This window comes from Streptomyces scabiei 87.22, assembly GCF_000091305.1.
Lineage (GTDB): Bacteria > Actinomycetota > Actinomycetes > Streptomycetales > Streptomycetaceae > Streptomyces > Streptomyces scabiei.
In genome coordinates, this window is record NC_013929.1 from 9566658 (window position 1) to 9587129 (window position 20472).

A 20472-nucleotide genomic window follows, 5' to 3' on the forward strand; every position below is an offset into this window, starting at 1 on the left:
GCGACACTCTCGCTCCGCCGGCCCGCGACACTCTCGCTCCGCCGGCCCGCGACGGCCGCACTCTCGCTTCGCCGACCTCCGATCACCGACCCCTCACCTCACCGACTCCTCGCCCCCGAAGCCCTGGTGACGACGCCCCATGCAGACCACCACCGCGCAGGGGTGAGCCGATGACGACCGACCTCGTGCCCGTTCCGCCCGCGAGGAGTGCCGCGAAGGCGGCTGTCCGGCTGCGCACGGCCGACCGTCTCGCCTTCCGCCTTCACGTGCCCCCCGTCTCCGGCGTCGTACGGCCCCGGCTGCTGGCCGTGTCCCTGCTGCTCGCCGGTGCCGCGTTCCTGGCGTTCGCGGTGGAGACCTCCGTGGGGGACATCGACCTGCCGCTCGCCGATGTGCTCAAGGCCCTCGTGGGCGCGGGCGACCCCGGCACCGAACTGATCGTCCACGAACTGCGGCTGCCCCGCGCCCTGGCCGGGCTGCTCGTCGGCATCGCGTTCGGCATCTCCGGGGCCCTGCTGCAGACCGTGACGCTCAACCCGCTGGCCAGCCCCGACATGATCGGCATCACCCAGGGCGCCGGCGCGGTGGTCGTCGCGGGAATCGTCCTCGGCTGGGACGGCGGCCTCGGCACCCAGGCCCTGGGCCTGCTGGGCGCGTCGGCCGCCGGGCTGCTGGTGTACGTGCTGGCCTGGAAGCGCGGCACCACCGGCTACCGCATCGTCCTCGTCGGCATCGGCGTCGCCTGGATCTGCACCAGCATCACCGACTACCTGCTGGCCCGCGGCCAGCGCTTCCAGGCACAGGCCGCCCTCGGCTGGCTGGTCGGCAATCTCAACGGCCGCACCTGGGACCAGATCGGCCCGCTCGCCCTCACCCTGGCCGTGCTCGTGCCCCCGGCCGTCCTGCTCGGCCGGCAGATCCGTGTCCTGCAACTCGGGGACGACGTCGCCAAGGGCCTCGGCACCCGGGTCCACCTCGTCCGGGTGGCCGTCCTGCTCGTCTCGGTCGGGCTCGTCGCCTTCGGCACCGCGACCGCCGGACCCATCGCCTTCGTTGCCCTCGCCGCGCCCCAGGTCGCCCAACGCCTGGCCGGCACCCCGTTCCCGCCTCCTCTAGCGGCGGGGCTCAGCGGCGCCGTGATGGTGCTCGTGTCCGACCTCGCCGCCCGGAAGCTGATCCCCGACACCGAACTCCCGGTCGGGATCGTCACCGGGGTGCTCGGCGCCCCCGTCCTGCTGTGGCTGCTCATCCGCGCCAACCGCGCCGGTTCAGGAGGCTGAAGACGTGTCATCGACGTACGAACCGGACGCGGAGCGCGCCACCCGCGCGGACGCTCCCGCCGACGGCCGTGCCGCCGGCCCCGAATTGCGCGCCGAGGGCCTGCGCCTGGCCTACGACGACCGGATCGTCGTCGACGGCCTCGACCTGATCGTCCCCACCGGCCGGGTCACCGCCATCGTCGGCGCCAACGCCTGCGGCAAGTCGACCCTGTTGCGCGCCCTCGCCCGGCTGCTCACGCCCAAGGCCGGTGCCGTGCACCTCGACGGCCGTGCGGTGCACACCATCCCGGCCCGGACCCTCGCCCAGAAACTCGGCATCCTTCCGCAGACGCCCGTCGCCCCCGAGGGGCTGACGGTCGTCGACCTGGTCGGACGGGGGCGTACACCGCACCAGACCTGGTGGCGGCAGTGGTCGCGCAGCGACGAGGAGGCCGTGCACGAGGCGCTGCGGGCGACCGGGACGACCGATCTCGCGCACCGGCCCGTCGACGAACTCTCCGGCGGACAGCGCCAACGCGCCTGGATCGCCATGGCCGTCGCCCAGGGCACCCCCGTGATGCTGCTGGACGAGCCGACGACGTACCTCGACCTCGCCCACCAGATCGACGTCCTCGACCTGGTCACCGACCTCAACCGGCACGGCGGCCGCACCGTCGTCATGGTCCTGCACGACCTCAACCAGGCCTGCCGGTACGCCGACCACATCATCGCCATGAAGGGCGGGCGCATCGTGGGCGAGGGCGCCCCCGCCGACGTCATCACCGCCGAGACGGTCGAGGACGTCTTCGGACTGCGCTGCGTCGTCGGCGAGGACCCGGTCAGCCGTACCCCCCTGGTCATCCCGATGGGCCGTCATCACGAGGGAACCGGCGTGGACGCGGCGCAGGCCGCGGTGTCCGTGTCGGGCGCCACCGGCTGACCGGCGGCCGCCGGCGCCCGGTGGGACCGTGCCGTCCGTTCCGTCACGGACGGGGGGTCAGATAACCCCCCATCGTGCGGAAGTAGTCCGTCGCGGCGAGTTCCGTGCCGTCCTCCGTCCGTACCCGCTCGACCACCAGCCCCGGCAGCCGTCCCGAGCGGGCCCCGGCGCCCGCCACGATCACCACCCCGTCGCCCTCCCGGATGAAGATGCGCCCCGGCGTGCCGCCGTACCGCCCCTCGGAGACGGAGGCCGCGACGATCCGGATCCGCTCGCCCCGGTGGTGGGTGAAGGCGTTGGGGTACGGGTCGGACTGGGCCCGTACGAAGCGCTCCAGGTCCTCGGCGGGCCAGGTCCAGTCGATCCGGCTGTCCTCCAGGGACCGCTTGTGGAAGAAACTCGACCGGGAGCGGTCCTGCGGCGTCCACACGGCCCGGCCGGAGTCGATGAGTTCGAGGGAATCGGTGACCAGCGGACCGATCAGGTCGACCGTGCGGTGGAACAGGTCCGTCGCCGTGTCCTTCGGCCCGACCGGCACCGAACGCTGCAACAGCACGTCACCCATGTCGAGTTCGCCGTCCATGCGGTGGGCGGTGACACCGACCTCCGGCTCGCCGTTGATGAGCGCCCAGATCAGCGGGGAGAACCCCGCGTACGCCGGAAGCAGCGAGTCGTGGATGTTGAGGGTGCCGTGCGGCGGCAGGTCGAAGATCTCGGGCGGCAGCCAGGTGCGCCAGTTGTTGGCCACGATGAGGTCCGGGTCCGCCTCCTTGAGCGCGCGCAGCAGCTCCTCGTCGCCCGGCCGGTTGCGCAACAGCACCGGCACACCGTGCTGTTCGGCGAGGTCGGCGACCGAGTCGTTCCAGATCTTCTCGTACGCGTGATCGCTCTGGGGATGGGTGACGACGAGTACCACCTCGTGTCCGGAATCCAGCAGCGCACGCAGCGTCCGGTGTCCCCACGTCTGGTATCCGAACATGGCGATCCGCATATGAGCCCTCCTCAACCGTTGCTAGGTAAGGCTTACCTTATCTAACATGTCCGTGCTGGGGGAGGCGGTGTTCCTGCCGGGGCGACTGTGTGGACCCCTTTTCTCGATGAAAGGCGATGACGCGGTGACGATGCTGCACACCGGGCCGGATTCCATCTACGACGTACTGGGGATCGGATTCGGCCCGTCGAATCTCGCGCTCGCCATCGCGCTCCACGAGCACTCCGCACGGGCCGGCGCGGAGAACGGACCGCGGGTCGGATTCCTGGAGAGACAGCCCCGCTTCGGATGGCACCGCGGCATGCTCATCGACGACGCCACCATGCAAGTGTCCTTCCTCAAGGACCTGGTGACGATGCGTGACCCCACCAGCGACTTCAGCTTCCTGTGCTACCTGCGCGACCAGGGCCGGCTGGTCGACTTCCTCAACCTGAAGACCCTCTTCCCGCTGCGCATCGAGTTCCACGACTACTTCGCGTGGGCCGCCGCCCGCGTCTCCCACCTCGTCGAGTACTCCGCCGAGGTCGTCTCCGTACGCCCCGTCAGCCGGGACGGAGAGGTCCGCTACTTCGACGTCACCAGCCGTACCCCCGGCGACCCGGACCGGTTCACCGTCCGCCGCACCCGCAGCATCTGCGTCGCCGCCGGACTGGAGCCGCACCTCCCGCCGGACGCCGTCCTGTCCGACCGTGTGTGGCACACCAGCGAGCTGCTGCCCCGCGTCGAGGAGGCCCGGCGCACCGGCCGGCCGATACGCCGCGCCGTCGTCCTGGGCGCCGGACAGAGCGCGGCGGAGGCCGTGGACTACCTCCACCGCAGCTTCCCCGAGGCCGAGATCTGCTCCGTCTTCGCCAAGTACGGCTACACGCCCGCCGATGACAGCCCCTTCGCCAACAAGATCTTCGATCCCGAGGCCGTCGACCTGTACTACGGCTCGCCCCGTGAGGTGAAGCAGTCGCTGTTCGACTACCACCGCAGCACCAACTACTCCGTCGTGGACATGGATCTGATCGAGTCGCTGTCGCGGACCATGTACCAGGAGAAGGTGCAGGGCCGGGAACGGCTGCGGATGATGAACGTCTCCCGGCTGCGCGAGGTGGAGGAGGGCACGGACGGCGTCCGGGTGACCGTGGAGTTCCTGCCGACGGGGGAGCGCGAGACCCTCGGCGCGGACCTCCTTGTCCACGCCACCGGCTACCGGCCGCGCGGGATCGGCGACAACCTCGGCGAGATCGGCAAACTCTGCCTGCGCGACGAGGAGGACGCCCTCCAGGTGGGCCGCGACCACCGCGTGGCCACCGCCCCCGACGTCAGCGCGGACATCTACCTCCAGGGCGGCACCGAGCACACCCACGGCCTCACCTCGACGCTGCTCTCCACCACCGCCGTCCGGGCCGGGGAGATCTGCGCCTCCCTCCTCGCCCGCCGCGCGGCGGACCTGGCGCCGGCGGAGGCGTGAGCGGCGGCTCCGAGGGCGTGAGCGGCTGACACCGGGGGGCGCCGCGCGCCGCGCGCCGTGCGAGCGCCCTCCGCGGAGGGCGTCGGCGGCGGCGCCCGCGCCCCGCCTAACGGCGGCTCGCGCCCTCCTCGACCTCGCCCCGACGCCCTACTCTCCTGGCCAGCGCCGCGCCCAGGAACCCGGTCACGAGTCCCCACAGCACGGCCAGGCCGAGCGCGCTCCACAGGTGGGGCCGCAGGAACAGTTCCCCGCCCAGGTCGCCGCCGAGGTCACCGATGCCGAGGACCGACAGCCCGTAGTGCGCGGAGATCCGGCCCACGAGGCAGATCATCAGGACGGTCGCGGCGAGCCCGGCCGCCATGTGCACGGCGTGCTGCCACAGCCGTACCCGGGCGGGGGAGCGGGCCGCCATCACGAACGAGGCCAGGACCAGCAGCACGGCGTTCACGGCGGGCAGCCACCACACCCGCCCGTCGTAGTCGGCGAGCGAGCCCAGGTTCAGGGTGGACACGTCGGGCCCGCGCACCACCTCGTCCAGGATCTTCGGCATCGGCAGTCCGAAGGGCCCCTCCACCTGGCTGTCCCAGGTGGCGCCCAGGCCGATCGTGAAGGCGGGCCACACCACGTTCGGCAGGCCCAGCAGGACCAGCGCGGCCGTCTGGGCGGCATGCCCGCGGGTCAGCGCCACCACGGCCGCGATCACCAGCCCGATGCCCAGGCACGCCAGCAGCAGACCGACCATCGCGTACGCCGCCGGGCGCACCGACTCCTGGAACCGCAGCAGCCGCGCGGGCAGCGGTGCCCCGCGCGAGACCAGCAGGGCCAGGACGAGAACCCCGGCGAGCCACACCAGTCCGAGAAACAGGGTCGGCGCCACGGCCGTCTCGAACCCCACGTCGGCGGAGGTGCCGAGGAAGTCGCCCACGTCGCCGAGCGGGACGTCGAAGGTCTGCCGGGCGAAGAGCGCCAGGCCGAGCAGCGCCGCCAGCCACAGGACGGCGATCCGGGCGGCCCAGCCGGCGAGTTCGGCCGCCCCCGCCACCGCCCGATGGCGTAGGGGCCGCAGGAACCCGGCGGCGACCACCAGCGCGCCCACGACGGTCACCGACAGCGGCATCACGGTCAGGCCCGCCCGGGTCTCGGCGAAGAACCCCGCGCCGCCGGACAGCTCGATCGTGCCGCCGACCGCCGTGACGACGGTGGCCGCGACGACCCGGGGGAACGCGCCGTCGGGGAGGTCCGCCGCGCCGGCCGCCCACAGGCCGAGAGAGGCCGTCACGATCATCGCGATCAGTCCGGCCAGCACGGTCGCGAGGGCCTGGAGCCAGCCGTGGCGGGCGACCGCACGCTCGGGTGCGGCGGTCTGCCGGGGCGACAGGGTCCGAGGGCTCACTCTTGCCACGCTAAGCACGACGGTGACACTCCGCGCGCCGGGGCGCACGGCTCGTTCGGCTTGCGGGTGGCGCCGGACCAGAGCACACAATGGCCCTGTTGAGGAGAAAAGAGTCATAAAACGGCTAAACATGTGCATCGACTGTCATTGATGGCATGTGCAGCGATTCCCTACGCCGGGAGAAGACCCGTGAGTTCCGAACAGCCGTCCTCCGGCCGCCCCACAGGACCCCCCTCCGGCCCCCTGTCCGGGCCGCAGCAGCCCGGCCCCACCCCGTCCGGCCCGACGCGGCCGAACGCACCGGTGCCGCCGGACGACACCTCCCGGCCCGGGGGCACCGGGGGTCCGGGCGACAACGGCGGCTCCGGGGGCGGGCCCGGCGGCACGGGTGGCACCGGAGGTCCCGGAAGCCCCGGACACCCGTGGTGGCGGTCCGCTCCCCGGATCGCCCTCATGGTCGCCGCCGCCGTGGTCGCGGTGGTCCTGATCGTCGTCCTCACCCGCTCCGACGACTCCGGCGGCTCGGCCGACGGCGAGGTCTTCCTCCAGGCCGCCGGCAAGGCGGGCCCCGACCCGTTCACCGAGTCCACGGCCACGGACAGCTCCACCGTGCCCGAGACCCCCACGGCCACACCGAGCAGTGCGGAAACCGCCAACGTGACGCGCGCCGTGGACGGTTCGTCCCCCGGCCTCTACGGCGGCACCCGCAACGTCTCCAGCTGCGACGTGGAGAAACAGATCAAGGTGCTCGGCGCGAACCCCGCCAAGAACGACGCGTTCGCCTCCGTCGCCGGCGTCGACCCCTCCGGCGTACCCGCCTACCTGCGTTCACTCACCCCGGTACAGCTGCGCATGGACACCCGCGTGACCAACCACGGCTACCGCGACGGCGCCGCCACCAGCTACCAGGCCGTCCTGCAGTCCGGCACCGCCGTCCTCGTCGACGACCGGGGCGTCCCCCGGGTCCGCTGCGCCTGCGGCAACCCGCTGAAGCCGCCGGTCGCGCTGAAGACCACGCCGGAGCCCAAGGGCGACTCCTGGCCGTCGTACCGGCCGCAGAACGTCGTGGTCATCGAGCGCTCGACCGTGGTCATCGACGTCTTCGTCCTCTACGACCCCGAGCACGACGACTGGTTCACCCGCCACACCGGCGACACGGGCGGGAAGGACAAGAAGACCACCCCGCCCGTCAACCAGCCCTCCCCCTCGGTGTCGACGTCGTTCTCCGAGGAACCGCCCTCGAAGTCGCCCAAGCCGTGCCCCTCGTCCCCGGGCGGCGGGACGAAGACCCCGAAGGGCGGGCACGCCGACGGCAGCTCCAGCCCCTGCCCCTCCTCGTCCTCGGTGACCACTCCGTCCACCTCGCCCCCGTCGTCGCCGGAGACGCCGACCACCGGGCCCACGACACCGCCGAAGAGCCCCGAGACGGCCGGTACGCCGGGCGACACCACGACCTCCGGGTCGGCGTCCCTCGACGGTGGCCCGGATCCGGCCGGCCCGGATTCCTGACCCGCCCGCGCGGCCGTACGGGGCCGCGCCGCCTCACTCGTCGATCGCCGACCCGAACAGGGCGCCCGTGGCGGGCGCCCCGAGGGAGGCGGCGCCGTACGTCCACGACCCGGCCGCCGTGACGCCGCCCGAGCCCGCCGAGAGCACCCAGATGTGACCGTCGCCGGCGTTCTCGCCCGGCGCGGCGGCCAGCAGACCGAAGCGGCCGTCGCCGTTCGGGTCGGTCAGCCGGACCTGGGCGCCCCACTTGTCGCCCTTCTCCGCGGCGCCCGGCACGTCCGTGGAGTTCTGGTCCCAGGACCGGGCGCCGGCCGCGGTCAGCCCGGTTGCCGAGCCGCGCAGCACCCATACGGCGCCGGCGTCCCTCACCGTGCCGATGTCCTCGCCCGCGGCCCCGATCGCCACGTCCGCGTACCCGTCCCCGTCGGTGTCCGCGACCGACAGGTCCGAGCCCCAGCCGTCCCCGGCCTCGGCCACACCGGGCACGCCGTCGGAGTCCTGCACCCACCAGTCCGGGTCCGCCGCCGGGCCGTCCGGGCCGCCGAGGCGCACGCCGACCACCCCGCCCGTCCGGGTCTCGCCCGGCTGGTCGTCCGGCGAGTTCGGCTCGCCGGTCACCAGGTCGTCGTACCCGTCGTTGTTGATGTCCCCGGACGCCGCGACCGGACCGCCGCGCAGATCCCGCTCGTACCGCAGTCCGTCCGCGTTGCCCGACAGATACGCGGACCACCCGTGCCCGGGCTCGTCCCCCAGGCTCAGCCCCGACACGACGAGGTCGGCGAAGCCGTTCTTGTCGTAGTCACCGGTGGTCATGGACATGGGCCGGATGTCGCGGGCCTCGGCCTGCGCGCCGAAGCTCCGGGCCGACTCCCGGCGCATTGAGCTGCGCGCCGCGGCGTCGTACGCGAACAGCTCCACGCCGTACGGGTCGAGCACGGCGAGGAGGTCGCCGTCCGTCTCGGCGGTGAAGCGGCCCGCGGCCAGACCGGTGCCGAACTGCTCGCTCGCGGCGGGCTCCTCGGTCTCCAGCCAGTCGCTCGCGGCACCCTTGAGCCCGGCCTTCGAGCCCCACAGCACGGTCACGCCGCCCGCGTCCTTCAGCGTGCCGATGTCCTCGCCGGGGATGCCCACCACGGCGTCGTCGTACCCGTCGCCGTCCAGGTCGCCCGTGGCGACCGCCCGGCCGAACCCGTCTCCCGTCTCGGCCGCGCCCGCGACCCCCGACGTCGACTGGCTGAAACGGGCGGCGTTGCTCGTCCCGATGCCCTTGGACGAGCCGTACTGCACGGTCACCAGACCCGCGCCCTTCTTGCCGCTCACGGTGGCACCGGGCGCGCCGACCAGGATGTCCTCGTAACCGTCGCCGTTGAAGTCGCTGTTGCGGTCACCGGCCCGGGTGCTGCCGGGCGCGCCGGCGTAGGCGGACGGAGCGGCGGCCATCGCCGTGCCCGAGACGAGAAGAAAGGTGGCAGCGGCGAGCGCTGCCGAACGGTTCTTGCGCATGTTCGGCTCCTGGTGGTGAGAACGGCCGGGCAGCGCGGGGGTGTCCGGAAAGGGCCCGTTCCTCGTCCGGCGCCCTGTTCGACACCCCGTGGTGAGCAAGGGTTGTACGGGACGACACGGCCGGTTCACGAAGCTCGCCCTCCGGGCGCGGACCCGGCCCTCGCCGCGGGGGAGGGCGTTCGCCCCGAGGGAATCGGCGTGACCGGCGGAAATGGGGTGGCGCGGCGGCACCGGGACCGTCGATGCTCCTCCGTATGAGTGACCATGGCGCGATCCGGCCCGACGAACTGCCCCTGCCCGAGCGGACACCCGGCTGGGGTGACCGGTTCGTCGGCCCCGAAGCGGACCCGCGCGGCGACGGAGGCTTCGAGGGCGAGCGGGCCACGCTGGTCGGATACCTGCGCAACCAGCGGCTCACCCTGGAGCTGAAGTGCGCGGACCTGGACGCCGAGGCCCTGGCCCGCCGTTCGGTGCCGCCGTCGAACCTGTCCCTGCTCGGCCTCGTGCGCCACCTGGCGGGCGTCGAACAGTACTGGTTCCGCCAGGTCCTGGCGGGGGAGCCCCCGTCGCCGCGCCACTATCGCGCCGGGGGCGACCCCGACGGGGACTTCAACGACGCCGTCGCCGACCCGGACGCCGTGGCCGACGCCTGGCGGACCTGGCGCGGCGAGGTCGCCTTCGCCGAGCGCTTCGTCGCGGCCGCCCCCGACCTCGCCGTCACCGGACGCCACGACGACGAGCCCATCGCCCTGCGCGAAGTCCTGGTGCACCTGATCGAGGAGTACGCCCGTCACAACGGCCATGCCGACCTCCTGCGCGAACGCATCGACGGCCGCATCGGCGAGTGACACCCCCGAGCCTGCGAGCGACACTCCCGAGCCGTCCCCCGGCGATTCCCCTGAGGGCGGAACGCCGCCCCCTTCCCCTCCCGGCCGGAGTTCCTAGGCTGGAGAGGTGAGCCGACACGTCCCGAACGAAGCCCGAGTCATCCCGCTGCGCCCAGCGACGGCGAGCCCGGCGGCGACCCGCCCGGTCCGTCCGGTCCGTCCGGTCCGTCCGGTCGGCCCGGCAGCACCACCGGCTGCGCCTCCCAGGGAACCCCTGTGGCGTGACCTGGTCGGCGACGTGCTGCGCCGCGAACGGCTGGCCCAGGAACGCACCCTGAAGGACGTCGCCGACGAGGCCCGCATCTCGATGCCGTACCTCTCCGAGGTGGAACGGGGCCGCAAGGAAGCCTCCTCGGAGGTCCTCGCGGCAGCCGCCCAGGCCCTCGGCCTGGGCCTCGGGGACCTGTTGTCCCTGGCACAGAGGGAGCTGACCCGCCGTCACACCACCCGCAGGGCACCCGCGGCCCCCTACGACGGCCTGTGCCTCGTGGCCTGACCTCCGCGTCCGCGCCCCTGGCCGGGGCGCGGACTCCGAGTCCTTCCGCCCTGGGAAGGGCGACCCGGTGGGCCGTCCGTCAGACCCCCACCAGCCGCCGGTTCAACACCTCGTCCGCCAGCCCGTAGGCCACCGCCTCCTGAGCCGTGAACACCTTGTCCCGGTCCATGTCGGCCCGCAGTTCCGCGGTCGCGCGGCCCGTGTGACGCGCGAGCACCTCCTCGACCTGGGACCGGATCCGCACCATCTCCTTGGCCTGCAGGGCGAGATCGGAGACTGTGCCCTGACGGCCCCCGCTGGCCGGCTGCCCCAGCAGCACCCGCGCGTGCTCCAGCACGAACCGCCGCCCGGCGTCCCCGCCCGCCAGCAGCACCGCCGCGGTGGAGGCCGCCTGCCCGACGCAGAACGTCGAGACCGGCGCGCGCACGTAGGACATCGTGTCGTAGATCGCCATCAGTGAAGTGAACGATCCGCCGGGCGAGTTGATGTAGATCGCGATCTCGCTCTCCGGCGCCGAGGACTCCAGGTGGAGCAGCTGTGCGATGACGACGTTGGCCACTCCGTCGTCGATCTCGGTGCCGAGGAAGATGATCCGCTCGGACAGCAGCCGGCTGAACACGTCGTACGACCGCTCGCCCTGCGCGGTCCGCTCGACCACGTTCGGAATCGTGTAGCTCCCCATCACTGCAGCCCCATCCGTCGGCGCGACGAGGCCGGCCGTACGTCGTCGAGCGTCTCGACGACCCGGTCGACCATTCCGTACTCCCTGGCCTGTTCGGCCGTGAACCAGCGGTCGCGGTCGCCGTCCCGGGAGATCGTCTCCACGGTCTGGCCGGTGTGCTCGGCGGTGATCCGCTCGATGGCCCGCTTGGTGAACTCCAGGTTCTCCGCCTGGATCTCGATGTCGGCGGTGGTTCCGCCGATGCCCGCCGACGGCTGGTGCATCATGATCCGCGCGTTGGGCAGCGCGTACCGCTTGCCGCGGGCGCCCACGCTCAGCAGGAACTGGCCCATGCTCGCCGCGAAGCCCATCGCCAGCGTCGAGACGTCGTTCGGGATCAGCCGCATGGTGTCGTGGATGGCGAGGCCCGCGGTGACCGAACCACCGGGGCTGTTGATGCAGAGGCTGATGTCGGTGCGCGGGTCCTCCGCCGACAGCAACAGCAACTGGGCGCAGACGCGGTTGGCGGAGACCTCGTCGACCTGGGTGCCCAGGAAGACGATCCGCTGTGCGAGGAGCTGCGCGGCGAGATGGTCGTCGAAGCGTGACGCCGGGGTGTCGCCGTCCTCGGCGCGCGGGGCGAACGCGGGGGACCGGCCGGTGGTCGATGGAGCCACTTCTTCCTCCCTCGGGTGGACGCGACCGCGGTGGCCGCTGGCTCCACTGTCCCCAGGAGAAGCCTCTCACCTGCACTTTCTCTGCCCACGGCAGATTCGCCGACAGCAGAGCGTGTCCCTTCACCGTGATCCCCTCACGGTGATCACCCCATCGGATGACCCGGCCACCGATGAGTTTCGGAGGCGGGTGCGGTCGATACAGGGACGACACACCCCCGCCCCGAGGAGGAGCTCATGTCCGGCGACGGATTCACCATCTGCCTGTGGTTCGACGGCCAGGCCGAGGAGGCGGCCGCCCACTACGTCTCGGTCTTCAAGGACTCCCGGCTCGGCCGGGTCACCCACTACGGCGAGGGTGCGTACCAGCCGGCCGGCACGGTGCTCACCGTGGACTTCGAGGCCAACGGCCAGCGGTTCGTCGCCCTCAACGGCGGCCCGCAGTTCACGTTCACCGAGGCCGTCTCCTTCCAGATCCTCTGCGCCGACCAGGACGAGATCGACTACTACTGGAACAGCCTCACCGACGGGGGCGAGCCCGGCCCCTGCGGCTGGCTCAAGGACAGGTTCGGCGTGTCCTGGCAGGTCGTGCCCACCGCCCTCATCGAGATGATCAGTGACCCGGACGCGCAGAAGGCGGCCCGCGCGACCGCGGCGATGATGTCGATGGGCAAACTGGACCTCGCCGCGCTGGAGAAGGCGTACGCGGGCGCATAGCGGTCCGCACGCCCTCCTCCCGGTGGGCGGCCCTGCCGACAGGGCCTCCCACCAGGCGGGTACCGGGATTTCGGTGATTCTTTACCCGGGACGGGTAGCGGCAGCAAAGGACTCCGGTGAGGCTTGCCCGTGCGCCACCCGTTACCCGGAGGAACCTTGAACGTCTCGTTGAACATCTGGCTGCTCACGATCGTGGTCCTGGGGCTGCTGGTCGCCGTGGACTTCTTCATCGGGCGCAAGCCGCACGATGTGTCGGTGAAGGAGGCCGGGATCTGGTCGGCCGTGTGGATCGCCCTGGCGGTCGCGTTCGGCCTCGGTGTGCTGGCGTTCGGCGGCGGCGGGCCGGCGGGGGAGTTCTTCGCGGGGTTCGTCACCGAGAAGTCCCTCAGCGTCGACAACCTCTTCGTCTTCGTGCTGATCATGGCGAAGTTCTCGGTGCCCTCGCAGTACCAGCAGCGCGTGCTGATGGTCGGCGTCCTGATGGCCCTGGTGCTGCGCGCGGTCTTCATCGCCGCCGGTGCGGCGATCATCTCCAGTTTCTCGTGGGTGTTCTACCTCTTCGGCGCGTTCCTGGTCTACACCGCCTGGAAACTGGTGCAGGACGCCCGCAAGAGCGGTCACGAGGAGGAGTACGAGGAGAACAAGCTCCTCAAGGCGGTGGAGAAGCGCTTCGGGGTGGCCGACCGCTACCACGGCACCCGGCTGTGGGTGGAGGAGAACGGCCGGCGCGTGATGACGCCGATGCTGGTGGTGATGCTCGCCATCGGTTCCACCGACGTCCTGTTCGCCCTGGACTCCATCCCCGCGATCTACGGCCTGACCCAGGACCCGTACATCGTCTTCACCGCCAACGCCTTCGCCCTGATGGGCCTGCGCCAGCTGTACTTCCTCATCGGCGGCCTGCTGAAGAAGCTCGTCCACCTCTCCTACGGCCTGTCGATCATCCTCGGTTTCATCGGCGTCAAACTCGTCCTGCACGCCCTGCACGAGTCCGGCGTCCACGTCCCCGAGATCACCATCCCCTTCTCCCTCGGCTTCATCGTCCTCGTCCTCGCCGTCACCACCGCCACCAGCCTCTGGGCCTCCGGACGACAGCGGGAGCGCGAGCCGGAGCCGGACCGGCGGGAGACCGCGGTGGCGGGGGACGACGAGCAGACCTCGCAGCCGGCCTAGGGTCCTTCTGACGGATCTCCGTGGGAGAAGGAGCGGCGTTCGGTGCGTGTTCTCGGCGTGCCGGGCGTCGCGACGCCGCGGAGAATCCGTCAGAAGGGCCCTAGGAGACCGCGTCGGCGACGGCCCGCGTGATCGCGCGGGCCATCCGCGTGATGCCGGGCGACACCACGGGGCACGGCCGCGGCCTGGACGTCGTCGGGGCCAGGCAGAAGTGCAGGAGGTCCTTGTCGTGGTGGAGGGCGGTACGGGCCCGGTCCGGCTGGGTGCAGTAACCCTTGTGCTCCCGTTCGTACGCGGTGCACGGCAGGTACTGGGTCCACGTGTAGCGGCCGGAGGCCGGGCTCACGGCCCGGCCGGCGTCGGCGGTGAGGTCACCGGAGTCCTTGGCCTGCCTCGCGTACAGGGCGTTCACGCGGCGGACCCGGTCCGGGGTCATCGGGTCCGGGCCCTGGAGCACCCAGACGATCGTCGGCCGGTGCGTGCCGCCCGCGTTCGCGATCTGTTCGGTGAGCCCGGCTGCCGCGGCCTCGTACCGCCGGAAGTACTCCGCCCGGTTCCTGCCGTAGGTGATGCCGTCCATGCAGGGCGTGTAGTCCCACGAGTTGCCCCAGAACTGCAGGACCACATAGTCCGGACGCAGCCGGCGCACCAGCGCGGCCGCCTTGTCCCCCGGCGGGACGAGCGACCGGTCGGCCGTGCCCTCCAGGTAGTCGCACAGGGTGGTGCCCCCGTACGGCACGCTCGTGTAGCGGGCGCCGAGGCCGTCCCGCAGCAGAGTGCCGAGGACACGCTGGTTCTCCACGGCGAGAGAGTCCCCGAGGTAGAGCACCTCGGGCGCCGGCTTCGGGCGCTCGCCGTCCCGGGGCGCGGTGGTGACCCGGGAACGGGTGGTCGGCGACGGATCGTGCGCCGCGGCCGAGGGCGGGGCCTCGCCCGGCGCCGACTCCGGATCCCCGCACGCGCCCAGGGACAGCGCGGCGAGCACCGCCCCGGCCACTCCCACGATCCACGCCCTGCGCATACGCGACTCCGGCCCCGGCCATCGAAAAACGGTTTCCCAGGCAAGCACGGCCCGGGGCGGGACGGAAGACGTGTGTCGGCCACGACGGGGCCGGGCGGACGTGCGCGGTCGAGGGCGCCGGGGGCGAAGTCGTGTACGGCCGTCGAGCCCCCTCCGTGGCGCGACTCCAGGCCGCCCGAGCCGCCCCCTCGGCCGACGTACCGGCGGGCCCCTGGCCGCGCCGCGGCCGGCTGGGCGGCGGAGCCGAGGAGATTGCGCCCGCGCGGCCCCACGAGGGGCCTGGGCGGGGACGCCGGGGCGCGAAGTCGGGCCCGGGCGGCGGGCCGCCGCCCGTCCAGGGCGCGATGTCGGCCCTGGACGGCCGCCGAGAAGCCCTCCGTGGGTGACACCCGGATCCCCTGAGCCGCCACCACGGCGCGGGTACCGGCCCGCAGCCGGCCGGCCCTGCGTGCTCCCGCCGGCCTGCGGCGGAGGTGCTGCTGCCGCCCCCTCCGCGTCCTCGGCGGCTCCCCGCACCGCACCCGGTCGGGCGGCGGAGCCTAGGAGATCGCGCCCGCGCGGCCCCAAGGGGGCGCCCGGTCCGGCGGGCGCCCGCGTGGGGTCAGGTCACGGAGTCATGCCGCCGCTGCACGCGGCCCCTGGCTCCGGCGTCTGCTCGCCCTGGACGTACTTGTTCAGGAACTTCCGCACCCGCGGGTCGGACGCCTCGTCCACCTTCAGCTGGTGCTCCCAGGCACTCAGCACGATGGGGGAGGACTGGTCCTCGTAGGGACTCATGAAGGAGTACGTCGTCTTCTTCACCAGCCCGGTCAGCGCCTTGACGTCGGCTTCGGCCGCCTTGTCGTTGTACGTGATCCAGACCGCGCCGTGCTCCAGCCCGTGCACCGCGTTCTCGTTCGGCACGGCCTTGGTGTACACCTGCTTGTCGCAGTTGACCCAGACCTGGTGGTGGTCGCCGCCCACCGGCGGGCTCATCTTGTACTCGACGGGCTCGGTGACGTGGTTCTGGGTGAGCTTGGACCAGCTCTTCACTCCGTCGACCGGCGCGGCCTTGGCCGCGGCCTCGGCCGCCTCCTTCTCCCGCGCGGAGTCGATGAGGTACCAGCCGCCGCCGACGAGTCCGGCGAGGATGGCGGTGGTGACACCGATCATGAGCACCCGAGTCCGCCGCTCACGCGCCTGCTCGGCCTTGCGTATCTCCTCCACGCGGGCGCGCCGCGCCGCCTCCCTGGCCTTGGGGCTGTTGTTCCTGCCCTTCGGGCCGCCGTTGTTGGCCTTCGCCTTGGATGAAGCCATGGGGTGTCCTTCTCCCCGCCGGGCCGCGTACGGGCCGGGCGGTGCTGCTGGTCGTCCACGAATCCGTCGCGCGGGCCGGTGCCCGGGCGACGCCCTGCCGAGGGATCTCCGCGATGTCCACGGGGCTCCCCGCGCGGGCGGGGCCTAGACGCGGAGCAACTGCAGTTCGTGGAGATCGGGAGGGCGGGCCCGCCCCGGCTCGCGGGCGCCGGCGGACGCCACCCGCGCCGCGGCCGTCGCCGGCTGCCAGGACGCGGCGGTGTGGTCGGCGCCGGGCGACGGCACCTGGACGAGCACCGCGGCCGGGTCGGGGGAGTGGCAGTCGTGTCCGCCGGGACGGTGCTCACAGGGGTCGCGGTCCACCTGGCCCGCCCGCACGGCGAGCGGCACCTGCGTGCGCGGCTCCGCCGAGACGGTGTGCGGGCGCTGCGCCGGGGCCTCCCCGGGAGGCGAGCCCGCACAGGACAACAGGAACGTGGTCACGGCCGACACGATCACGAGCAGCAGGCGCGCCGACCGGCCCCGGACGCACGGCAGTGCCGTACGTCGGAACGGCCGGCCGGGCATGGAGCCACCTCACGGGTCGAGGCGAACGGGAGTGCGAGCGCCGCTGAAATTATCAGACGTCGCACAGCCGTGGTCCCGCCCCGCGGATCCCGCGCCGGTTTCACGCGATCCGTCCCCTTCGGCGCGCGTCCGGCAACGCCCGTGGCTAGCGTGAGAGCCGGGGAAACCACCCTGTCGAACCGAGGAGAGTGGCGCGATGGCCGCACATCCCGACGGAACGCCCTGTTGGGTCGACGCGATGTTCAGCGACGTCGAGGGGGCGAAGAGTTTCTACGGTGACGTACTGGGCTGGACGTTCGGCGAGTCGTCGTCCGAGTACGGCAACTACACCCAGGCGTACGCGGACGGCAAGGCGGTGGCCGCGGTCGTCCCGCCCATGCCCGGCCAGGAGGGCCAGTCCGCCTGGTGCCTGTACTTCGCCTCGTCCGACGTGCACGCCACCGCGGCCAGGATCCGTGAGAACGGGGGCGAGGTGCTGATGGAGCCGATGCAGGTCGGCGACTTCGGCTCCATGCTGCTGGGCCGCTCCCCGGACTCGGTCGTCTTCGGTGTCTGGCAGCCGGGCGTCCACGAGGGCTTCGAGGCCATGGGGGTGCCCGGCGCGTACGCCTGGGCCGAGGTCTTCACCCGGGAGCCCGAGAAGTCGGACGCGTTCTTCCCGGCCGTCTTCTCCTTCCGGTCCAAGCGGATGGACGACCCCGGCAACCCGGAGATGGACTTCCGGGTCTTCGACCTGGGGGAGAATCCGCTGCTCGGCCGGATGACGATGACCGCGGAGGACTTCCCGCCCGAGGTGCCCTCGTACATCAACGTGTACTTCGCCGTCCCGGACTGCGACGAGGCGGTCGCCCGGGCCACCGCGCGCGGCGGCGTCCTGCGCTTCGGCCCGATGGACACCCCCTTCGGCCGTTTCGCGGCGCTCAGCGACCCGCAGGGCGCGTCCTTCTCGGTCATCGACCTCGGCAGGACGCAGGGCGAGACGCCGACGCTCACGGACGTCGACTGAGCGGACGCGCGGGATGCGCGAGATGCGCGGGGGCGGGGGACCCGTGGGCGGTCCCACGCCCCCGCGCATGGCATGATCGAGTGCATGCCGGAACGTGTTGTGGCCGCCTGTGACGGAGCGTCCAAGGGAAACCCCGGACCAGCGGGCTGGGCCTGGGTGGTCGCCGAGGACGCCGAGATCCCCTCCCGCTGGGAGGCGGGCCCGCTGGGCAGGGCCACCAACAACATCGCCGAACTGACCGCGCTGGAGCGGCTGCTGGCGGCCACCGACCCGGCCGTCCCGATCGAGATCCGGATGGACTCCCAGTACGCGATGAAGGCGGTCACCACCTGGCTGCCCGGCTGGAAGCGCAACGGCTGGCGCACGGCCGCCGGCAAGCCGGTCGCCAACCGGGAGCTCGTGGTCCGTATCGACGAACTGCTCACCGGCCGTACCGTGGACTTCCGCTACGTGCCCGCGCACCAGGTCGACGGTGATCCCCTCAACGACTTCGCCGACCGTGCGGCGAGCCAGGCGGCCGTCGTCCAGGAACCGGCCGGCACCGACCTCGGCTCGCCGGAACCGCCGGCCGCGCCCGACACCGCCCCGTCCCGCTGGAGCGCGGCCAAGAAGTCCGGGAAGTCGGCCAGGTCCGGCGCCCGTGCCGGATCGTCGTCCTCGTCCTCGGCGTCGTCCCGCACGATCAAGGCGAAGTTCCCCGGCCGCTGTCTGTGCGGCCGTGCGTACGCCGCGGGGGAGCCCATCGCCAAGAACGACCAGGGCTGGGGACACCCGGAGTGCCGTACGGCGGCGTCGGCCGGAGCCGAATAGCCGCCGCACGGCACCGCGCGCGGGGGCCGGCGTCACACGACGGCGCCGCGCCACTCCCCGCTCTCCCGGCCACGCTTCTCGATGAAGGTCTTGAAGCGCTCCAGGTCGCCCTTGGTCTGCCGCTTCACGACCCCCAGCTTGTCGGCCGCCTTCTCGGCGGCGCCCGTGGGCTCGAAGTCCATCTGCAGCATGACCTTCGTGCGCTCCTCGGACAGGTGGTGGAAGGTGACGACACCGGCCTGCCGGGCCTCGCCGCCGACGGTCGTCCACGCCACCCGCTCGTCCGGGATCTGCTCGGTGATCTCCGCGTCGAACTCCCGCCGCACGCCGTCCACCTTGGTCACCCAGTGCGTGAGTGTGTCCGAACGCTGCTCGATCCGCTCGACCCCGCTCATGAACTCGGGAAAGGTCTCGAACTGCGTCCACTGGTTGTAGGCGGTCCGGACGGGGACGTGGACCTCGACGGACTCCTCGATCTGGGTCATCGGTCGCCTCCTCACATCGGTTGCGTGTCGGTCACGGCCGGGTCGCCCCGGCGCGTCCGGGGCGGGTACCCAGGTCTCCCGGGGACCAACGTGGGTCAGGCGGCGTCGAAGGTGTAGTGCGCGGTGTGGTCCAGCAGCGCCGCCGGAGTCGTGTCGTTCCAGGGCCTCATCGGCTCGTTCAGATCGACCACGTTCGGCGTCCCGGCCGCCGGCAGGTACGCCGAACCGGGGTGCAGACGCTGCCAGTCCGCCCACAGCTTGTCGACGAAGGCGTGGTGCAGCCAGAACACCGGGTCGTTGGGGGAGACCCCGGTGCCCATCTGGCCGCCGACCCAGACGTGCACCCGGTTGTGCAGGTTGACGCCCCGCCAGCCCTCCAGGTGGTTGCGGAAGCCGTCCGAGGCACTGTTCCAGGGCGCCATGTCGTACGTGGACATCGCGAGCACCGAGTCCACCTCGGCCCGGGTCGGCAACTGCCGCACCGCGGTGCCGAGGGAGCGGCGCAGGTAGGTGCGGCCGTCGACGCGCACGGTGACCGGCCAGTTGCCGGTGGCGGCCGCGAACGGCCCGTCCATCACCTGTCCGTCGCGGCTGCGCCCGGTGCCGCCGAGGAAGTCCGGGGCCCAGAGGGAGGACCGGGTGGTGCGGTCGGCGGTCCAGTCCCAGTACGGCAGCGCGACGGCCGGGTCGACGGACTGCAGGGCCCGCTCGAACTCCAGCAGGAATCTGCGGTGCCAGGGGAGGAACGACGGTGAACGGTGGCCGGTGCGTTCGCCGTTGTCGGTGTCGCCGAGGATGAAGGCGTTGTGCGTCGTGACGAACTCGTCGTAGCGGCCGGAGCGCTTCAGCGCGATCAGGGCGTCGACAAGGCGCCGCTTCTCGTCGGCGCTCAGGGTCGCCTGGTTCTTGCGTATGGTCATGGCTCTGCGGCTCCTTGCGGTGGTTCGGGTGGTTCCGGTGCTGCGGGGGCTGGTCAGGCGAACGGGACGAGACGGGCGCCCTGGAGTTCGTCGACCGCGGCGCGGGCGGCGGCACGCGGGGTCGGCACGGGGGAGTAGTGGCTGACGACGCTGATCCAGCTGCCGTCGGCGTTGCGCATGACGTGCAGCTCGGCCCCGTCGACGAACACGGCGAACCCGGCGCCGTGATGGTGACCGCCGCCGTCGGCCGCGCGGCCCTGTATGCGGCGGCCCCGGTACACCTCGTCGAAGGCGGAAGGGCCCTGGTGGCCCTGGTGGGCGTGGCCCTCGTCCGCGGCGGCGGTGAGCGGGGCGCCGACGGTCGCGGCGAGGGCGGCCGCCGCCCCGAGGGCGTGGCGGCGGGTGATGTCGGGCATGCGAGAACCTTCTGACAAGGGGTGATTGATGACCCGTCATGCCTATCGATCAGGTGGGGAACGGGGGAAATCCCCGGAAGCCGGTTGGCTGCGATCAGGACAATCACGTATATGTCGTGCAAGGTTGAACAAAGATGATCTTGCTGTCGTGGATCTTCGCGCACGGGTGGAGGGAGAGATTCCGCCCGAGGTGCGGGGTGTGGCCGATGATCTTGCGGAGGGTGCGTGGATCGGGTGACCGCTGTCACGCGCGCAAAGTGACGCGAATCCGGGCCGCCTCCGCACTGCT

Annotated in this window: 21 protein-coding genes; 10 read left to right on the top strand and 11 right to left on the bottom strand. The window is 72.3% G+C overall.

Translation table 11 applies throughout. The features are described 5' to 3' along the window. Positions 1 to 170: 170 nt before the first annotated feature. Positions 171 to 1280, top strand: a complete 1110-nt coding sequence (locus SCAB_RS40885; RefSeq protein WP_013005932.1) for a FecCD family ABC transporter permease — start codon at positions 171 to 173, stop codon at positions 1278 to 1280. A gap of 4 nt (positions 1281 to 1284) precedes the next feature. Next, positions 1285 to 2199, top strand: a complete 915-nt coding sequence (locus tag SCAB_RS40890) for an ABC transporter ATP-binding protein (protein WP_013005933.1) — start codon at positions 1285 to 1287, stop codon at positions 2197 to 2199. 43 nt (positions 2200 to 2242) lie between these two features. Here the strand turns inward: SCAB_RS40890 and SCAB_RS40895 are convergent, their stop codons facing one another. Beyond that, positions 2243 to 3190: a methionyl-tRNA formyltransferase gene (locus tag SCAB_RS40895; protein WP_013005934.1), complete on the bottom strand. Its 948-nt coding sequence runs from the start codon at positions 3188 to 3190 to the stop codon at positions 2243 to 2245. A gap of 106 nt (positions 3191 to 3296) precedes the next feature. Between SCAB_RS40895 and SCAB_RS40900 the strand changes: the two genes are divergently transcribed. Then, positions 3297 to 4649, top strand: coding sequence for a lysine N(6)-hydroxylase/L-ornithine N(5)-oxygenase family protein (locus SCAB_RS40900; protein ID WP_049875816.1), 1353 nt, complete (start codon positions 3297 to 3299; stop codon positions 4647 to 4649). A gap of 106 nt (positions 4650 to 4755) precedes the next feature. On the opposite strand, the gene SCAB_RS40905 is transcribed toward SCAB_RS40900, so the two are convergent. Further along, on the bottom strand, positions 4756 to 6042 hold the full coding sequence (locus tag SCAB_RS40905) for a streptophobe family protein (protein ID WP_013005936.1): 1287 nt from the start codon (positions 6040 to 6042) through the stop codon (positions 4756 to 4758). Positions 6043 to 6231: 189 nt separating this feature from the next. Between SCAB_RS40905 and SCAB_RS40910 the strand changes: the two genes are divergently transcribed. Then, positions 6232 to 7551, top strand: a complete 1320-nt coding sequence (locus SCAB_RS40910; protein ID WP_013005937.1) for a DUF6777 domain-containing protein — start codon at positions 6232 to 6234, stop codon at positions 7549 to 7551. 33 nt (positions 7552 to 7584) lie between these two features. Here the strand turns inward: SCAB_RS40910 and SCAB_RS40915 are convergent, their stop codons facing one another. Further along, positions 7585 to 9054, bottom strand: coding sequence for an FG-GAP-like repeat-containing protein (locus SCAB_RS40915; protein WP_013005938.1), 1470 nt, complete (start codon positions 9052 to 9054; stop codon positions 7585 to 7587). A gap of 254 nt (positions 9055 to 9308) precedes the next feature. On the opposite strand from SCAB_RS40915, the gene SCAB_RS40920 reads away from it, so the two are divergent. Continuing rightward, complete coding sequence (locus SCAB_RS40920) at positions 9309 to 9902, top strand: DinB family protein (protein WP_037729256.1); 594 nt, start codon at positions 9309 to 9311, stop codon at positions 9900 to 9902. Positions 9903 to 10008: 106 nt separating this feature from the next. Beyond that, the gene (locus tag SCAB_RS40925; protein WP_037728777.1) at positions 10009 to 10437 is read left to right on the top strand and encodes a helix-turn-helix domain-containing protein; all 429 of its coding nucleotides are present in this window, start codon (positions 10009 to 10011) and stop codon (positions 10435 to 10437) included. Between the two features lie 79 nt (positions 10438 to 10516). Here SCAB_RS40925 and SCAB_RS40930 read toward each other — a convergent pair whose 3' ends face one another. Both SCAB_RS40930 and SCAB_RS40935 read right to left on the bottom strand, forming a co-directional pair. Beyond that, positions 10517 to 11119, bottom strand: coding sequence for a ClpP family protease (locus SCAB_RS40930; RefSeq protein ID WP_037728779.1), 603 nt, complete (start codon positions 11117 to 11119; stop codon positions 10517 to 10519). Then, on the bottom strand, positions 11119 to 11775 hold the full coding sequence (locus SCAB_RS40935) for an ATP-dependent Clp protease proteolytic subunit (protein ID WP_013005942.1): 657 nt from the start codon (positions 11773 to 11775) through the stop codon (positions 11119 to 11121). Before SCAB_RS40935 ends, SCAB_RS40930 begins: the two co-directional genes overlap by 1 nt. Positions 11776 to 12009: 234 nt before the next feature. Here SCAB_RS40935 and SCAB_RS40940 point away from each other — a divergent pair, with 234 nt between their 5' ends. Both SCAB_RS40940 and SCAB_RS40945 read left to right on the top strand, forming a co-directional pair. Beyond that, complete coding sequence (locus tag SCAB_RS40940) at positions 12010 to 12489, top strand: VOC family protein (protein WP_013005943.1); 480 nt, start codon at positions 12010 to 12012, stop codon at positions 12487 to 12489. Between the two features lie 156 nt (positions 12490 to 12645). Beyond that, complete coding sequence (locus SCAB_RS40945; RefSeq protein ID WP_037728780.1) at positions 12646 to 13662, top strand: TerC family protein; 1017 nt, start codon at positions 12646 to 12648, stop codon at positions 13660 to 13662. 100 nt (positions 13663 to 13762) lie between these two features. On the opposite strand, the gene SCAB_RS40950 is transcribed toward SCAB_RS40945, so the two are convergent. From SCAB_RS40950 to SCAB_RS40960, 3 genes are all read right to left on the bottom strand, one after another. Then, positions 13763 to 14683 (bottom strand): hypothetical protein, encoded by a 921-nt coding sequence (locus tag SCAB_RS40950; RefSeq protein ID WP_013005945.1) that lies wholly within the window; start codon positions 14681 to 14683, stop codon positions 13763 to 13765. A gap of 606 nt (positions 14684 to 15289) precedes the next feature. Then, entirely contained in the window at positions 15290 to 15979 is a 690-nt protein-coding gene (locus SCAB_RS40955; RefSeq protein WP_013005946.1) for a DUF3105 domain-containing protein, read from the bottom strand. A 144-nt stretch (positions 15980 to 16123) separates the two neighbouring features. After that, on the bottom strand, positions 16124 to 16546 hold the full coding sequence (locus tag SCAB_RS40960) for a DUF6153 family protein (protein ID WP_013005947.1): 423 nt from the start codon (positions 16544 to 16546) through the stop codon (positions 16124 to 16126). Positions 16547 to 16742: 196 nt separating this feature from the next. Between SCAB_RS40960 and SCAB_RS40965 the strand changes: the two genes are divergently transcribed. Next, positions 16743 to 17552 carry a VOC family protein gene (locus SCAB_RS40965; RefSeq protein WP_037728785.1) on the top strand — a complete coding sequence of 270 codons (810 nt, stop codon included), beginning with the start codon at positions 16743 to 16745 and terminating at the stop codon, positions 17550 to 17552. Positions 17553 to 17624: 72 nt separating this feature from the next. Next, entirely contained in the window at positions 17625 to 18362 is a 738-nt protein-coding gene (locus SCAB_RS40970) for a ribonuclease H family protein (RefSeq protein WP_078580269.1), read from the top strand. A 32-nt stretch (positions 18363 to 18394) separates the two neighbouring features. Here SCAB_RS40970 and SCAB_RS40975 read toward each other — a convergent pair whose 3' ends face one another. The 3 genes from SCAB_RS40975 to melC1 form a co-directional block, all read right to left on the bottom strand. After that, positions 18395 to 18847: an SRPBCC family protein gene (locus SCAB_RS40975; protein ID WP_013005950.1), complete on the bottom strand. Its 453-nt coding sequence runs from the start codon at positions 18845 to 18847 to the stop codon at positions 18395 to 18397. A 95-nt stretch (positions 18848 to 18942) separates the two neighbouring features. Next, on the bottom strand, positions 18943 to 19767 hold the full coding sequence (gene melC2, locus SCAB_RS40980) for a tyrosinase MelC2 (RefSeq protein ID WP_013005951.1): 825 nt from the start codon (positions 19765 to 19767) through the stop codon (positions 18943 to 18945). A 53-nt stretch (positions 19768 to 19820) separates the two neighbouring features. Further along, positions 19821 to 20183 carry an apotyrosinase chaperone MelC1 gene (gene melC1 / locus SCAB_RS40985; protein ID WP_013005952.1) on the bottom strand — a complete coding sequence of 121 codons (363 nt, stop codon included), beginning with the start codon at positions 20181 to 20183 and terminating at the stop codon, positions 19821 to 19823. Positions 20184 to 20472: the final 289 nt, after the last annotated feature.

Coding starts and splice junctions, on each gene's coding strand:
- SCAB_RS40885 (WP_013005932.1), top strand. CDS start 171: ATGACGACCGACCTCGTGCCCGTTCCGCCCGCGAGGAGTGCCGCGAAG.
- SCAB_RS40895 (WP_013005934.1), bottom strand. CDS start 3,190: ATGCGGATCGCCATGTTCGGATACCAGACGTGGGGACACCGGACGCTG.
- SCAB_RS40900 (WP_049875816.1), top strand. CDS start 3,297: ATGAAAGGCGATGACGCGGTGACGATGCTGCACACCGGGCCGGATTCC.
- SCAB_RS40915 (WP_013005938.1), bottom strand. CDS start 9,054: ATGCGCAAGAACCGTTCGGCAGCGCTCGCCGCTGCCACCTTTCTTCTC.
- SCAB_RS40920 (WP_037729256.1), top strand. CDS start 9,309: ATGAGTGACCATGGCGCGATCCGGCCCGACGAACTGCCCCTGCCCGAG.
- SCAB_RS40930 (WP_037728779.1), bottom strand. CDS start 11,119: ATGGGGAGCTACACGATTCCGAACGTGGTCGAGCGGACCGCGCAGGGC.
- SCAB_RS40940 (WP_013005943.1), top strand. CDS start 12,010: ATGTCCGGCGACGGATTCACCATCTGCCTGTGGTTCGACGGCCAGGCC.
- SCAB_RS40950 (WP_013005945.1), bottom strand. CDS start 14,683: ATGCGCAGGGCGTGGATCGTGGGAGTGGCCGGGGCGGTGCTCGCCGCG.
- SCAB_RS40955 (WP_013005946.1), bottom strand. CDS start 15,979: ATGGCTTCATCCAAGGCGAAGGCCAACAACGGCGGCCCGAAGGGCAGG.
- SCAB_RS40960 (WP_013005947.1), bottom strand. CDS start 16,546: ATGCCCGGCCGGCCGTTCCGACGTACGGCACTGCCGTGCGTCCGGGGC.
- SCAB_RS40965 (WP_037728785.1), top strand. CDS start 16,743: ATGGCCGCACATCCCGACGGAACGCCCTGTTGGGTCGACGCGATGTTC.
- SCAB_RS40970 (WP_078580269.1), top strand. CDS start 17,625: ATGATCGAGTGCATGCCGGAACGTGTTGTGGCCGCCTGTGACGGAGCG.
- SCAB_RS40975 (WP_013005950.1), bottom strand. CDS start 18,847: ATGACCCAGATCGAGGAGTCCGTCGAGGTCCACGTCCCCGTCCGGACC.
- melC2 (WP_013005951.1), bottom strand. CDS start 19,767: ATGACCATACGCAAGAACCAGGCGACCCTGAGCGCCGACGAGAAGCGG.
- melC1 (WP_013005952.1), bottom strand. CDS start 20,183: ATGCCCGACATCACCCGCCGCCACGCCCTCGGGGCGGCGGCCGCCCTC.